The organism is Leucothrix arctica (genome assembly GCF_003172895.1).
In the GTDB taxonomy this organism is placed as follows: Bacteria; Pseudomonadota; Gammaproteobacteria; order Thiotrichales; family Thiotrichaceae; genus Leucothrix; species Leucothrix arctica.
In genome coordinates this window covers 565,686-579,573 of sequence record NZ_QGKL01000042.1, presented here as the reverse complement: position 1 = coordinate 579,573, position 13,888 = coordinate 565,686, and the positions used below count along the sequence as shown (strand labels likewise).

15 protein-coding genes are annotated in these 13,888 nt (G+C 43.8%); 8 read left to right on the top strand and 7 right to left on the bottom strand.

All coding sequences use genetic code 11. The features are described 5' to 3' along the window. Positions 1-24: 24 nt before the first annotated feature. The 7 genes from DKT75_RS19750 to DKT75_RS19720 all read right to left on the bottom strand — a co-directional run bounded on the left by DKT75_RS19750 (position 25) and on the right by DKT75_RS19720 (position 8,950). Positions 25-1,899: an aspartate:alanine exchanger family transporter gene (locus DKT75_RS19750; RefSeq protein WP_109826200.1), complete on the bottom strand. Its 1,875-nt coding sequence runs from the start codon at positions 1,897-1,899 to the stop codon at positions 25-27. Next, complete coding sequence (gene gad / locus DKT75_RS19745; protein ID WP_109826198.1) at positions 1,892-3,274, bottom strand: glutamate decarboxylase; 1,383 nt, start codon at positions 3,272-3,274, stop codon at positions 1,892-1,894. The genes DKT75_RS19750 and gad overlap by 8 nt, the downstream gene beginning before the upstream one ends. Positions 3,275-3,411: 137 nt before the next feature. Further along, complete coding sequence (locus tag DKT75_RS19740) at positions 3,412-4,524, bottom strand: ABC transporter permease (protein WP_109826196.1); 1,113 nt, start codon at positions 4,522-4,524, stop codon at positions 3,412-3,414. Positions 4,525-4,531: 7 nt separating this feature from the next. Further along, complete coding sequence (locus DKT75_RS19735; RefSeq protein ID WP_109826194.1) at positions 4,532-5,656, bottom strand: ABC transporter permease; 1,125 nt, start codon at positions 5,654-5,656, stop codon at positions 4,532-4,534. Continuing rightward, positions 5,653-7,419, bottom strand: coding sequence for an ATP-binding cassette domain-containing protein (locus DKT75_RS19730; RefSeq protein WP_211665501.1), 1,767 nt, complete (start codon positions 7,417-7,419; stop codon positions 5,653-5,655). The genes DKT75_RS19735 and DKT75_RS19730 overlap by 4 nt, the downstream gene beginning before the upstream one ends. Next, positions 7,419-8,516, bottom strand: a complete 1,098-nt coding sequence (locus DKT75_RS19725; RefSeq protein ID WP_109826190.1) for an HlyD family secretion protein — start codon at positions 8,514-8,516, stop codon at positions 7,419-7,421. Before DKT75_RS19725 ends, DKT75_RS19730 begins: the two co-directional genes overlap by 1 nt. After that, positions 8,513-8,950 (bottom strand): universal stress protein, encoded by a 438-nt coding sequence (locus tag DKT75_RS19720; protein ID WP_109826188.1) that lies wholly within the window; start codon positions 8,948-8,950, stop codon positions 8,513-8,515. The genes DKT75_RS19725 and DKT75_RS19720 overlap by 4 nt, the downstream gene beginning before the upstream one ends. 262 nt (positions 8,951-9,212) lie before the next feature. Here DKT75_RS19720 and DKT75_RS19715 point away from each other — a divergent pair, with 262 nt between their 5' ends. From DKT75_RS19715 to DKT75_RS19680, 8 genes are all read left to right on the top strand, one after another. Then, a complete protein-coding gene (locus DKT75_RS19715) occupies positions 9,213-9,452 on the top strand; it encodes a hypothetical protein (protein WP_109826186.1) in 240 nt (79 codons plus the stop codon). A 1-nt stretch (position 9,453) separates the two neighbouring features. Beyond that, entirely contained in the window at positions 9,454-10,401 is a 948-nt protein-coding gene (gene corA / locus DKT75_RS19710) for a magnesium/cobalt transporter CorA (protein WP_109826184.1), read from the top strand. A gap of 19 nt (positions 10,402-10,420) precedes the next feature. Continuing rightward, positions 10,421-10,993: a porin family protein gene (locus DKT75_RS19705; protein WP_109826182.1), complete on the top strand. Its 573-nt coding sequence runs from the start codon at positions 10,421-10,423 to the stop codon at positions 10,991-10,993. 286 nt (positions 10,994-11,279) lie between these two features. Continuing rightward, entirely contained in the window at positions 11,280-11,426 is a 147-nt protein-coding gene (locus tag DKT75_RS22550) for a lmo0937 family membrane protein (protein WP_109826180.1), read from the top strand. Between the two features lie 129 nt (positions 11,427-11,555). Then, positions 11,556-12,062 carry a pyridoxamine 5'-phosphate oxidase family protein gene (locus tag DKT75_RS19695; protein ID WP_109826178.1) on the top strand — a complete coding sequence of 169 codons (507 nt, stop codon included), beginning with the start codon at positions 11,556-11,558 and terminating at the stop codon, positions 12,060-12,062. Between the two features lie 36 nt (positions 12,063-12,098). Next, the gene (locus tag DKT75_RS19690) at positions 12,099-12,410 is read left to right on the top strand and encodes a DUF1840 family protein (RefSeq protein ID WP_109826176.1); all 312 of its coding nucleotides are present in this window, start codon (positions 12,099-12,101) and stop codon (positions 12,408-12,410) included. A gap of 43 nt (positions 12,411-12,453) precedes the next feature. After that, positions 12,454-13,398, top strand: coding sequence for a PRC-barrel domain-containing protein (locus DKT75_RS19685; protein ID WP_109826174.1), 945 nt, complete (start codon positions 12,454-12,456; stop codon positions 13,396-13,398). Positions 13,399-13,545: 147 nt separating this feature from the next. Further along, entirely contained in the window at positions 13,546-13,836 is a 291-nt protein-coding gene (locus DKT75_RS19680; protein WP_109826172.1) for a sll1863 family stress response protein, read from the top strand. Positions 13,837-13,888: the final 52 nt, after the last annotated feature.

The window sequence follows — 13,888 nt, the reverse complement described above, 5'->3', positions numbered from 1 at the left end:
AAACAACGACGTCGAACTACGGTACTAGGTGGTGAGTACCATCGAGAAGTAACCACCAATTAATGCCAGAACAGTCGTTAGCGCATAACTGACTGGGTATGGCACCGCAGCGACTGAGCTGCCCGACTCTTCAATAATCGCGTTTAGGCCCGGTGTACTGTTACGTGCACCTGTTGTTGCACCATCGGCAATAATTGCGTTTAGACCGAAGATTTTGATACCGACCCAGAAAGCGATGAATGGAGGCACTAGTGCACCCACCACACCGATTAATGCAAGCCACATAATAGTATCGCCACCCAGTGCCGAAATAACCTTCGGCCCCACGTTAGCTGACAGAACCGCGACAAAGGCATTCAGACCAAAATCTTGCAGGAAGCTACGTGCACCCTCATGAACTGGGCCACCGAACTCAGGGTTACGGCTTCTGAAATAACTCACACCCACACCCGCAAGGATACAGCCTGCTGACGTTCCCAAAGCAAAAGGAATACCTGAAATGTGAACCGTCATAATACCCACTAGATAACCAATTAACATGGCGATAGCGAGGTACAACACTTCCGATTTCATGGTCGGTAAAATGACGTTTCCACCTAATTTCTTAGCCGCTAGCTTAAGTGCTGAGTCAGGCCCCGTCAGACGTAATACATCACCAAAACGAACATCCGTTTTCGGGCCAATAGGTAATTCATTACCGGCACGAAACAGTGCTTGTGGCTCAACGCCGCCAGTACCCTGACTTTCGAGCTCTTCAAACGTCTTACCAGAGATCGCATGTGAGCCTACATGCACATCGGCAACTTCGATGGGCACATTACGTGCCAGTAGATTGTCTGACTCAGGGCCAATTAACTCGCCTTCATTGAGAATAAGATCATGTACATTGGCGCGAAGGGTAACGATATCACCTTCTAAAATGGTCAGATCATCAGTCAGCTCAATAATTGCATCATCACGGACTACCCGCAAAATAGGCGCTTCAGGGAAGTCTGCAGTCAATTGTGCAATGTTGCGGCCCACGAAACTTTTGTGAGTCACGACAAAGGCACGCAAGTCATAAGGTGAGAAAGCCATGTCCAATGCGCTGGGAGCACCCGGTACTGGGTGTGTTGCTCCGCCACTGAAATCAGCTTCAGCCAATTTCGCTTCGGCACGAGCGTTGCGCCCAAAGATACGGGGAAGGTAGCGAATCAATAAGATGATTCCGATACTTGATAGGACGTAACTAATGGCATAAGCAGCAGCCATATTAGCGCCAACTTCTTCAATAGACATGCCCGCAGGAGGAACATAAGCGCCACTACTCAGCGCACCCTGACCTACCCCTAAAATGGCAGTAATGGTGTAGCTGCCTGAGATCAAACCCGTTGCATAACCTGGCGCAAGGCCGACGAGCTTTGCTCCAAAGAAGCAAATGATCCAGTTTAGACTCCAAACAACCAGCCCAATTACCACAAACGCTAAACCACCCTTACGAAGCCCTGAAAAGAACTGTGGGCCAACTTTTAATCCCAGTGCATACATGAACAACAGCAGCATGAAAGAGGACAAAACCCCCGGAATGGAATAGGTAATGTCATAAGCACTTTGAGCGATCATAGACAAAATCACACCCACCAGTAGCGTTCCCGCAGTGGAGCCTAGCGAAATGCTCTTAACGGTAAACTTACCAATGTAAGTACCTAGCGCGAGTGCCAATAAAATAAAGGCAATGGGTTGGTTGTCTAACAGTTGAAAGAAACCATGAGCACCGGATTCAACAACGGGCTCTACCTTATCGAAGATTTGTCCAATGACACGTTCTCCGTCAGCAATCATCTGGTTTCCAGCTGCTGAGGCTGTATTAGCGAGAAAGAGTATCGGCAGGCCCACCCTAAGATTAAATGCTTTACCCATGGTGGAATCCTGCTTTAGCAGTAGAGTTAGGAATTGGGTTGTTAGACAAATGTTCAATCGCTGATTTTATGTCTTTGAGTACTAGTTGTGCTAAGTCACGACTGACACCATGACGTATCAATATACGCTGTACCACGGTATCTTCTCGGTCAGATGGCAATGGGTAAGAAGCAATCTGCCAGCCACGCATGCGGACACGTTCAGACACGTCGTAAAGTGTAAAGCCGTGATCTCCTTCGGTAAGTCTATAAGCGACCGCAGGTAGACCACCGTGACCATCGTAAACCATTTCAAATTGATCAATTTTAGCTAGCTCAGCGCCAAGCCATTGTGCAGTGTCAGAGCAAGCCTGTTGAACAGCAGTGTAACCGTCACGCCCTAATCGTAAAAAGTTGTAATACTGTGCAATGATCTCACCCCCTGGGCGTGAGAAATTAAGCGCAAAGGTCGGCATGTTGCCGCCGAGGTAATCGACGTAAAAAATCAGCTCTTCTGGTAGATCTTTTTTAGCTGCCCAAATAATCCAGCCGACCCCCAACGGTGCTAGACCGTATTTATGGCCAGAAGCGTTGATGGATTTTACTCGATCAAGCTGAAAGTCCCAGACAATGTCACGTTGAATAAACGGTGCAATAAAGCCACCTGATGCCGCATCTACATGAATGGGGATGTCTAAACCAAGGTCACGCTGCATCGAGTCTAGCTCATGCGCTAGCGCCTCTACAGGCTCATAAATACCGGTGAAAGTGACCCCCAGCGTCGCAACAACACCGATTGTGTTTTCATCACAATATTCCCGTAAATCTTTTGGCTCAATCCCTAGAGAGTCACCTTTTAGCGGTATTTCACGAATTTCTACGTCGAAGTAGCGTGCGAATTTTTTCCAGCAAATCTGTACTGGCCCCGTCACAATATTTGGTTTGCTGGTGTCTTTTCCTTCGGCTTCGCGACGTTTACGCCACTGCCATTTGAACGCCAAGCCACCAAGCATCGCTGCTTCACTCGACCCTGTGGTCGAGCAACCGACTGTTTCCCATGAGTGCTGTGCATGCCACAGTTCACCAATGATATGTACACAACGGTTTTCGAGTTCAGCCGTTTGCGGGTACTCATCCTTATCGATCATGTTCTTATCAACAGCTTCGGTCATTAGTTGCTTTGCTTCATCTTCTACCCAAGTGGTACAAAACGTTGCAAGGTTCTGTCGGGAGTTACCATCGAGCAACAGCTCATCATGAATTAATGAGTAAGCGACTTGAGGCTCCGTTCGATTCTCAGGCAAGCTGTATTTTGGAAGGCCCTTTTCCGAAGAAGCAGATTCATAGACATCTTCTAAGCTAGGGTTTTCATGTGACGTTATTTGATGAATTGGCATGAGAGAAACCTCTGATTTAAAACAACTATCGTATTTAGAGGTCGATTTTCTCACTTACACCCAAATTTATAATCCGTAGATGGACGTAGTTAAATTGTGGTTTATACGTAGACGCCCTATTTTTAATACAAAACGCTCTAGTACATACGGTGCTTAAACAGCCAGCCTGAAAACATAAGGCTTACGATACTGATGATTAGCATGGGCCAGTACTGGTCTATTAGAAGACCGTAGCTGTTGCCCTCTAAAAATACCCCTCTGACAATAATCAAAAAATAGCGTAAGGGGTTCAGATACGTTAACCACTGAATGACTTCAGGCATGTTGGCGATGGGGGTTGAAAAGCCAGACAGAATAACGGCGGGTACGAGAAACAGAAATGCCCCTAATATCGCTTGTTGTTGTGTGACTGAAATCGCGGAAATCATCAGTCCAACACCTGTTGCAGATAACAAGAACAGCACAATGCCGAGGTATAGCGCACCAATGTCGCCACGCAGTGGAATTTCAAAAAGTTGAACAATGACTACAAGAATGATGGTGGCTTCGATGATACCAACAACAATCCCCGGAATAGCTTTACCAATTAGAATCTCAACCGGTCGCATGGGGGTAACGAGTAATTGGTCAAAAGTACCCGCTTCGCGCTCGCGTGCTACAGACAGTGCGGTTACTAATAAGGTCACTACAAGTATCAACATGCCTAAAATTCCCGGAATAATAAACCATCGTGACTGCAAGTTTTCGTTAAACCAATAGCGTCCGCTCAATGCCACATTGGTCCCCGTTATGCCGTGATCTTCATTCCACTTTTGGTTAAAGGCAATGCTTAGCGTCGCAAGGTAATTCATGGCAATGCTAGCAGTGTTGGAGTTTCTGCCATCTAGAATCACTTGAATGCCGCCTGAGCTGCCCTGAGCAATATGGTCACTAAAGTTAGGTTCTATATTGACCACCAGTAACACTTCTCGGTTATTAATCAGTGGTGCTATTTCCGCATTTTTTGCAATAATAGTGGTGATTTCAAAGTTAGGTGAGCCATTTAGCTTACTGATGTATTCACGAGAGGCTACGCCTTGGTCTTGGTTGTAAACCGCGATAGGGACATTATTAATATCGTATGAGGCTGCAAAACCGAAGATCAGCATTTGAAAGATCGGAGGGGCAATCAAGACCATGCGACTGCGACTATCGCGCAGTAACGCTAAAAATTCTTTTTTGGCTAGCGCAATAATTTGTGCAATGTTCATCGGCTGCTCACTCCAAACGCTTTTTAAATTTACGTAAAACAATGACGTAGAAAAATATCAACATCGCTAACAAAACAAGTGAATTTGGAATAATCACGGGCCAAACATCACCCGCTAGAAACAGGGTTTGCAGTAATGAAACAAAGTAACGCGACGGCACAATTAGCGTCACTGCCTGAATCGCAGTCGGCATGGAGTTAATATCAAACAGGAAACCCGACAAGATAAATGCAGGTAGAAACGTAATGATAATAGCGAGTTGGCCTGCTACGAATTGGTTTTTTGACACGATAGAAATCAATAAGCCAATCATCAATGACACCAACATGAACAGTGCGGAAGTGACAATGACGATCCAAAATGATCCGCGCAGTGGCACTTCAAATTGCCATACGGCCAGTGCTAGGCTTAAAAACATGCTTGCCATTCCTAGTATGAAATAAGGAATCAACTTACCGACCAGCATTTCTTTCATGCGCAGCGGCGTAACCATCAGCGCCTCCATCGTGCCCCGCTCCCATTCACGAGCCACCACCATGGCCGTTAACAGCGAACCAATAATGGTCATGATGATGACGATGACGCCAGGGACTAAATACATGCGGCTGGATAGCGCGGCATTGAACCAGACACGCTGTTTAATCTGTACCGTCTGACTCAGTTCAACGCCTTTTGACTCAGCAAAATGTGTCAACCAAGCTTGCCAGACTCCCTGAATATAACCGTTGGTAATGTTGGCTTGGTTGGAGTCAACACCATTGATAATGATATTAATAGGCGCATCCAGACCCGCTTGTAGGTTGGATGAGAAGTTACTGCGCATCCATACAATCCCATCGATCAGACGTTCATCAACCGCTAACTGCGCTTCTTGTATCGAGTTGAAAGTCATGAGATTAAAAAACTCAGAGCGTTCAAATGACCCTTGTAATGATTGGGTAATCAAATCAGGTTTGTCCGCGACTAAACCTAGCGGAATGTCTTTAGCATTGAGAGAAATACCGTAGCCAAACAAATACAGCAGTACCACAGGCATGACAAAAGCAATCGCAATACTCGAAGGGTCACGCACAATCTGCCAAGCTTCTTTACGAATAATTCCCCATAAGCGCATGTTAGATGGGCTGATCATGCAATCACCGCCTGATGTTTTTGATCGTTACTGTTCAGCAGATAAATAAACGCATCTTCCATGGATGGGTCAGGCTGCTCATCGTTGCGGGCTAGGTTTTTCATATCTAGCGGTGTACCTGCGGCTAAAATTCGCCCCGCTTCCATAATCACTAGGTGATCACAGTAGTTTGCCTCATCCATAAAGTGAGTGGTGACAAGGATGGTTACCCCCATTTCTGCAAGATGATTGGTGCGTTCCCAAAACTCACGCCGAGCCAATGGATCTACACCTGAGGTTGGTTCGTCTAAAAATAGGATCTCTGGCTCATGCATTAACGCAGCGGCAAATGACAGTCGTTGCTTGTAACCTAGAGGCAAGTTTCCAGCATTGGTGTTTTTGTAATTTTCTAGCTCAAAGGTTGTTATCGCCCACGCCAGACGTTGTTTTTGTTGTTTACCACTCAAGCCGTAGGCACTTGAGAAGAAGTTTAGGTTTTGCGTGACGGACAAGTCGCTATACAGTGAGAATTTTTGCGCCATGTAACCAATACGTCGGCGTGCATCAGCGGCGGCGACACGTAAATCCAGCCCTGCTACTGATACCTTGCCACTACTAACGGGTAACAGCCCGCATAGCATGCGAAAGGCCGTAGACTTCCCCGCCCCATTAGCACCTAATAAACCAAATACTTCGCCTTTTTTGACGTTAAAGCTGATTTTATTTACAGCAATGAATTCACCAAAAGTCCGTGTCAGATTATCAACACTGATGACTGCTTTGTCAGCTGAACTGCTGACTGATAACGGTGCAATGGTTGTTTGTTGAGTGATAGTAGACTTGGTTTTTAATCGAGCGATAAAGGCATCTTCGAAGCGTGGTTTAACGGGATCAATACTGACCGTTCCATGAGTCTCTTGTGTCAACACTTGAGGTAACACGATTGCTTTAGCATCAACCACCTGTTCCATGACGACACGAACACCTTCGCCTTCGATTAAGGCATCTAGTACATCTGGGGCATTACTTAAGACTTGTTGTAATGTTCGGTGTCGCACGCCCTCAACACTGATATGAAAGGTTCGCCCAGACAGTGGTTGGCTAAGGTCTTTGGGTTTACCCTGCATGAGAAGCTTACCTTCGTGCAGTAGCACAACCTCATCACAGCGCTCGGCTTCATCCATGTATGCGGTACTGAGCAATACACTCATACCCACTTGACTGACTTGTTGGTAAATGATTTCCCATAGTTCTCGACGAGAAACAGGATCAACACCGACGGTAGGCTCATCAAGTATCAAGAGCTTTGGAGAGCGTAATAGTGTGCAGGCGAGGCCGAGCTTTTGTTTCATGCCGCCGGATAAGTTTCCCGCTAATCGTTTGGTAAACGGGCTCATACCCGTCATATTCATCAGTTGATCAAAACGGGGCTGACGGTCTTTATAAGCGATATTTTGTAGGTCAGCATACAGGTCGAGATTTTGCTGAACCGTTAAGTCATCATACAAACCAAAACGTTGAGGCATATAGCCAAGTTGGGATTGCACCGCTAATGGGTCGCTAATAACATCAATACCGACGACCTCGATGGCGCCGCTTGCAGGGACCAATAAGCCTGAAATAAGTCTCATCAAGGTTGTCTTGCCTGCGCCATCAGGGCCAATCAGTCCTGTAACTTTTCCCGCTTGGATTTCAAAGCTGACATCATCCAGTGCTTTTATGACACGACCATGACTCTCAAACAGCTTGCTAACAGAAGATAGTTTGAGCGCCGCATCTGACATCATTTATTCCCACAATTCTGGATACCACTTTCCTGTGATGCAGGCGGTTTGCTTATATCCACACTCACTGTCGTCGGCATGCCTAAGCGTAATTCATTCTGTGGGTTGCAGGCATAAATACGTACCGAGTAAACAAGTCTCGTGCGTAATTCACTGGTTTGAATGGTTTTAGGGGTGAACTCGGAGGTGGGTGAGATATAACCCACCCAGCCTTCATACACTTTATCGGGGTAGCTGTCAGTGGAGATCATTGCTTTACTACCGATGGCAACTTTGCCCAAAGCCGTTTCAGGTAGGTACGCTCTCACCCATACAGGGTTGATAAACGCTAACGTCATCACCGGCGTTGCTGGAAATGCCATGCTGCCCACTTCGAGAATACGGTTTCGAATTATGCCGTCCGCTGGCGCGTATAACTTTGCGTTATCGAGTTGTTGCTTAACAAGAGAAACATTGGCTTCCAGACTTTTTAGGGTGGCAATAGCAATTGCAATATCTTCTTTTCTAGTACCGCTCTGTATTAATAACAGAGAGTGTTTTGCGGCTTCTGCTTGCGCTTTTGTGGACTCTGACAAGGCTCTCGCTTTATCGTAATCATCTGGTGATATGACGCGTTTTTTTAATAGCGGGATGGTTCGTTTATAACTACTCAATGCTATTTTATAGGTGGTTACCGCGGCATTGTATTGCGAACGGACTTGTTCAATCTCTTCCTTTCTAGACCCTGCCTTGAGTTTAACAATGGTTTCTGACTGAGCATGTAGTTGAGCCTCAGCCTGTTGTAATTGAGCCTTTAGGATTTCGTTATGTAGTCGTGCGAGTAATTGCCCTTTTTTAACCTGCTCACCTTCTTGTACTAAAATTTCGGTGATATGTTCAGAGCTATTAAATGCGAGTTGTGCCTCTCGAATATCAATGTTTCCGTAAAGTAACAGTTCGTTTTCATTGATGGGTTGTTTGCCAAATAACTCACTTATTTGAAGCTCTATTTTAGGAATGATGTCACTCCCCGTCACTAAAGGGTTTTGCAGATGCCAATAATAAGCACTGCCCCCGCCAGCCATTAAAAGAATGAGTAGGGTTAAGATTTTTTTCATGCTGTTTTGCTCTGATCTGGGTGTACGACAAGGACATCACACATGGCTTGCTCTTTAACGATATTAATATTTAATTGGTTGTCATCCGTCACCTCATCACCATGGTACGAGCCAATAATGATGAGGTTAGCTTTGATTTCTTTGGCCACTTCAATGATCTCATTTTCAATGCTGTCCTCAGATAAACGCAGCATTGGCGTGGTATTTTTGATCGGAATTGCTTTGACGAACGTATTAATCTTGGTTCGGTTTGTTTCCATTAGTTCTTCAAAGGTATCAACACTCCCTTGAAAGTCTTCAGGGTGACGTTGGATAACATGTAATAGCGTGATCTGGGCATTAAAGTGCCCCGCAAGATTGACAGCCTTTCTGGCAACTTCTTCACTGAGTTTTGTTAAGTCAGTGGTCAGTAAAATCTGTTGATACGCTTTCATATGCTTTGCCTACATTTTCTATAGTCGTCTAATGATTATTTATTGTTATGTTGATTTTGAATAAATTATAGGCTTTATAGAGTGCGGTTGTGATAAGGAGATATTCGTAGATTGACTGTGGTAACTACGTAGTAATATGATTCTAACTACGCATATTTACCGATGTGTGGCCTAAATAAACCTGTTAGGATTTTAATATACTAGTTTTGTTATTTCTCTAAACACTAGATTTTAAGCTTTTCAGAGACACTTGGAGTCACTCATGGATAATTTTGAACGCGATTTAGTACCTGATATGACGGAAATATTAAGGCGTGCAGAAGAGCCTTCTCCGAGTATCAATCATGATGACTTTTCATTTGAAGCATGGAAGCCAATAATGGACTCTATTCGCCCTTTTTTGGCTGATGAGGTAAAGCGTTTGGGTATTTCAACAGGCGGGAAATCTGAAATTGAGTTAGTTAAAGAAGTCTTTACCGCTCAAAAAAATATGAAAGCCTAATATGCTGAATATCTATTCGTTACAAGATGGCGCGTTGGTTGAAACAAGCATCGTGTGTTTTGAGCAACTGAAAGAAAATGCATTGTGGGTCAACCTTACAACGCCAACGGAAGACGAGCGTCAATGGGTCAGGGATGCCTACGAACAAGAGTTAACAACAACAGAGTTGATGGAAGAGATCGAGGCAAGCTCTCGGTTTTATGAAGATGAGCAAGGTCTGCATTTACATGCCTACTTTCTCAAATCTGTTGGTGACCGGGTAGTGAATGTTACGGTTGGGTTTACGTTAAATCAGAATCGTATATTTACCCTAACCCCAGAAGACTTGCCTGTTTTTACTGATTTTGCACAACTGTTAAAACGCACACCAAGCCGGGTCAATTTGCCCTTTTCTATTCTGCTTGGTTTGTTTGAAACTGAAATCGATCGTTTGGCCGATTTATTGGAAAGACTTTATAAAGAAGTCAGTCAATACGACAAGGCATTTTTTAGCTCTGGCCAAAAGGATCTTGAAAATATATTAATGCATATTGCCAGTATTGAAGAGATGAATGGTCGTGCACGCTTAAATCTGATTGATGAGCAGCGAACTTTATCTTCGTTGTTACGCAGTGGTAAACTTTCTGAGAAGCAACAAGTGCGACTCAGTGAAATGTTGAGAGATATTGATTCTTTACTCTCTCATTCAGCAGCACTGTTTGAAAAAGTAAAATTTCTTATGGATGTGATCATGGGAAAGATTAATATTGAACAAAACAAAATCATTAAAATATTCTCTATTGCCGCAGTAGTGTTTCTTCCTCCTACGTTGGTGGCTAGTGTTTACGGAATGAATTTTGAATTTATGCCGGAGTTATCTTGGGAACTAGGTTATCCATTTGCGATACTATTGATGGTGACTTCCGGAATTGCGCCTTATTGGCTATTTAAACGTAAAGGATGGCTGTGATATTGGCGGCAAAAATATTATGAATAATAAACGCATACTTTCAATGTTAAAAACGGCAGTTTCAAGCGCTGCTTTGGTGTTAATTGCATCTTCGAGCGTTGCAGCGACGGCAGATGAGTTGGTAATCAACTATAATTATATCGAGGGTGCAATAGAGTATTCTGATACTGATGAAAACTCGACGGATGTGGAACGCTTGACGGTCTCCTACGGCGTCACTTCAGAATATAATGTGTTAGCTGACTACTCAACAGGTCAAGACATCGACTCTACAATCGATTTTGATGAAGTGTCACTAGGTGCTGGGTACCATAAAGAGGTCGCTCATAATACCGACCTTACTGCTAACGCTAAGCTGGTTTATCAAGACTTTGATGAGGGGTCTAGTGACACAAGGCTTGCTGCTGGCGTCGGTCTTAGGCATCAACTCATGGATGATTTAGAGGTGAATGCGAATCTAGACTACAACGATGGTGCAACTTTTAGAGTCGGTGCGCGTTATTATTTAATTGATGCGTTATCTGCTGGCTTCAACTTTAGTGCATCAAGTGGTGAACAAATTGCTTATATCAGTCTTCGATGGGATTACTAGCTGGTTAGGTTTTTTCCTCCTAACTAACCAGCCTATTAATCATCTTCTGTTTTCAGAGGGTGATTTTTTTTGTCAGTTATTTAGGTGTTTACAGGCGTTCAGTTTTACTTGATCACTACATACACATCAAAAATTAGATAATAAAAGAAAATATATAAAGCGATACGGTTTTATCGGTGCGCTACCGAACAGATGGAAAAGCTTAAATGGCATAGTCTTAAGTTTGTGCTGGCTAAACAGACACGGTAAATCTGCATGGGTCTAACCAGTCAACAAGGAATGTAAAATGCTTAATTTTATTGTAGTTGTATTGATTGTCCTTTGGTTGCTGGGCTTTGTTTCTTCCTACACGATGGGCGGATTCATTCATATCCTATTGGTCATCGCTGTTGTGATGATACTCGTTCGTCTCATTCAGGGGCCACGTTTATAACGCTGTCTGCTTAGTTTTTGGCTATCTGAATTCCCTACTCAGGTAGCCTTTTTTCTGATGCTGCTAATTATTCAGTATTTTAAATAATTAGTTTCATGTGTATTAAATACCACTAAAGGATAAGTAATTATGGAAAATTCAACCGTAGAACTGGTAGACAACATTAATAACATTATTGAGGAATTTAGCGTTGCGATGTTGATTAGTACCGACACAGAAGGTGTCATGCATGCACGTCCAATGTCAGTGGCTTATCATGAAACAAAAACCGGCAATATATTTTTCGCGACCAGTGCCGTGAATGGCAAAACAGCCGAAATTGAAAATAATCCACAAACAGCATTAACGCTTCAATCTAATAATCAGTTCGTGTCGCTATCAGGCCAGTCGGACGTTATTAATGATCGCGCACTGATTCGCGAATTATTTAGCCCAGCATGGAAAGCATGGTTCCCGCTAGGAGCCGAACAGGTAGATATTCGCCTCATTAAGTTCTCTCCCGAGCATGGTGAATATTGGGATTTATCCGGCTCAAAGGAGCTTAGGTTCTTGTGGAAGGTCGGTAAAGCTATTTTTCAGGACGAAGAAAAGGTCACCATTGATGGCCCGGGAAATCACGGCAAAGTGATCATGTAAAGCTATGACGCCATTCGCTTATTTAGGAGAAGAAAGATGATTCGTTTTGAAAATAAATCAGGCTCGGGGTTCAGTATGGTAGAAGAGGATGCAAAACAACTCCTTGGACTAATGAAGCATAGCAGTGATGTACCGGGCACTATCCCCTCTCAGGACATCAGCGCTTATCTGCAAAATCTACAATCAGCAATTATTGCTGAGTCCAGTGAAGAGCAGGCTGAAGATATAACAGAAGACGAACCTGCTGTAGTGATTGGTACCCGTGCATACCCTTTGATTGAGTTATTTAAAATGAGCTTATCTAAGGACGAAGATATCTTTTGGCGCCAAAATAAAAGTGGTTTATAAAACTATTTTTACTTATCTACCTAACCACACAAGGAATAACAGCATGAGAAATAATAAAATTTTAATAGCAACTTTACTTTCGGTTAGCCTGTCGACACTTACAGGTGTGGTCACCGCAAATTCACACATGGAAGGTTATAACAGTTCTGTTGAGTACTCTCAGTACAGAGGCGAGAAAAGCCCTTATAAATTACGCATTAGTGACCTAATGGGTACACATCTGAAAAACGCTGACGGCGACAACATCGGTAAAATTGATGACCTGATCATCGCCCGAAATGACAACAAACTGATGGCAATTGTATCCGTTGGCGGTTTTTTGGGAATGGGTGATCGCTTAGTTGCAGTCCCTTACGAAGATCTACGCATCGGCACCGATGAAAAGGCGTTTTATCTAAATGCGACCAAGACAGACCTAGAGGCAAAACCTGAGTTCAAATATAACGAGGGTGAGCGCACGGGCATAATGATGATTAAAGAACGGAAGCGCTATACCGCTGAAGTTGAAGAATATCTCAATCAAACTACACAAGAAATCAAACAGAATGTGCAAGAAGCTAAGCAGGAAGTTAAATCTGCTGCAGCCACAACAATTGCCGCTGTTAGTGATACAGCCAAAAGCTTCAAAAACTCCGTGAGCTATACCGAAGTCAGGGATAGTGAAAGCCCTTATCACCTGCGTATGAGTGAAATTGTCGGTGAAGATGTTAAAAATGCAGCTGATAAAAAAATTGGCCACGTCGATGATCTGATTATGTCCAGAGAAGATGACTCTCTGATGGCGATTATTTCTGTAGGTGGTTTTTTAGGAATGGGTGATCGACTGGTTTCCGTCCCTTACAAAGATCTCCGCATGAGCACCGATGGTAATGATGTGTATCTTGACTCTACCCAAGCAGTGCTAAAAGCAAAACCTGAGTTCCAATACAACGAAGGTGAAGTATTTGGCAGAAACACACTTCAGAATAGAATGAATGCTGATAAATAACGACGGCCAGTCCACCCAACACCAGAACCCTGTTTAATTGGCTAAAAATTGCCATTGCCAATGCCACGAAATTTGGCTCCTTAATTTTTACTGCTTACCAAAGAGAGATAATGGAATTAATCGCATCACAAATAAAGGATCTATATTATGAATACCAAAGAAGATTATCAACAGAAAATCCAAGCTGAATTAGAGCTAACCCAAGTCAAGATTACGGAGCTTAAGGCGCGTGCAAAACTGGCCTCAGCCGATGAGCGTGTTAGCTACAAAGAGCATATTCACGACATGGAGCAGAAGCTGGCTACAACCAAAACGAAGTTGAAAGTGTTTAGTGAGGCCGGCGATGAGGCATGGGAAGAGCTAAAAAGTGGCGTTGACACCGCATGGAAATCGTTTAGTGCTTCCGTTCAAAAGGCTTCGGATAAATTTAAAACCTGAAACGGATTTCGTCGCTAGTGTGATATAGAAAATAGGGATCTAAAATCAATAC

What these genes read in the sequence shown, in the direction of transcription:
- DKT75_RS19735 (WP_109826194.1), bottom strand. Translation starts at nt 5,656, where the DNA reads ATGATCAGCCCATCTAACATGCGCTTATGGGGAATTATTCGTAAAGAA.
- DKT75_RS22550 (WP_109826180.1), top strand. Translation starts at nt 11,280, where the DNA reads ATGCTTAATTTTATTGTAGTTGTATTGATTGTCCTTTGGTTGCTGGGC.
- DKT75_RS19740 (WP_109826196.1), bottom strand. Translation starts at nt 4,524, where the DNA reads ATGAACATTGCACAAATTATTGCGCTAGCCAAAAAAGAATTTTTAGCG.
- DKT75_RS19685 (WP_109826174.1), top strand. Translation starts at nt 12,454, where the DNA reads ATGAGAAATAATAAAATTTTAATAGCAACTTTACTTTCGGTTAGCCTG.
- DKT75_RS19705 (WP_109826182.1), top strand. Translation starts at nt 10,421, where the DNA reads ATGAATAATAAACGCATACTTTCAATGTTAAAAACGGCAGTTTCAAGC.
- DKT75_RS19725 (WP_109826190.1), bottom strand. Translation starts at nt 8,516, where the DNA reads ATGAAAAAAATCTTAACCCTACTCATTCTTTTAATGGCTGGCGGGGGC.
- DKT75_RS19680 (WP_109826172.1), top strand. Translation starts at nt 13,546, where the DNA reads ATGAATACCAAAGAAGATTATCAACAGAAAATCCAAGCTGAATTAGAG.
- DKT75_RS19750 (WP_109826200.1), bottom strand. Translation starts at nt 1,899, where the DNA reads ATGGGTAAAGCATTTAATCTTAGGGTGGGCCTGCCGATACTCTTTCTC.
- DKT75_RS19730 (WP_211665501.1), bottom strand. Translation starts at nt 7,419, where the DNA reads ATGTCAGATGCGGCGCTCAAACTATCTTCTGTTAGCAAGCTGTTTGAG.
- gad (WP_109826198.1), bottom strand. Translation starts at nt 3,274, where the DNA reads ATGCCAATTCATCAAATAACGTCACATGAAAACCCTAGCTTAGAAGAT.
- DKT75_RS19715 (WP_109826186.1), top strand. Translation starts at nt 9,213, where the DNA reads ATGGATAATTTTGAACGCGATTTAGTACCTGATATGACGGAAATATTA.
- DKT75_RS19690 (WP_109826176.1), top strand. Translation starts at nt 12,099, where the DNA reads ATGATTCGTTTTGAAAATAAATCAGGCTCGGGGTTCAGTATGGTAGAA.
- DKT75_RS19720 (WP_109826188.1), bottom strand. Translation starts at nt 8,950, where the DNA reads ATGAAAGCGTATCAACAGATTTTACTGACCACTGACTTAACAAAACTC.
- corA (WP_109826184.1), top strand. Translation starts at nt 9,454, where the DNA reads ATGCTGAATATCTATTCGTTACAAGATGGCGCGTTGGTTGAAACAAGC.
- DKT75_RS19695 (WP_109826178.1), top strand. Translation starts at nt 11,556, where the DNA reads ATGGAAAATTCAACCGTAGAACTGGTAGACAACATTAATAACATTATT.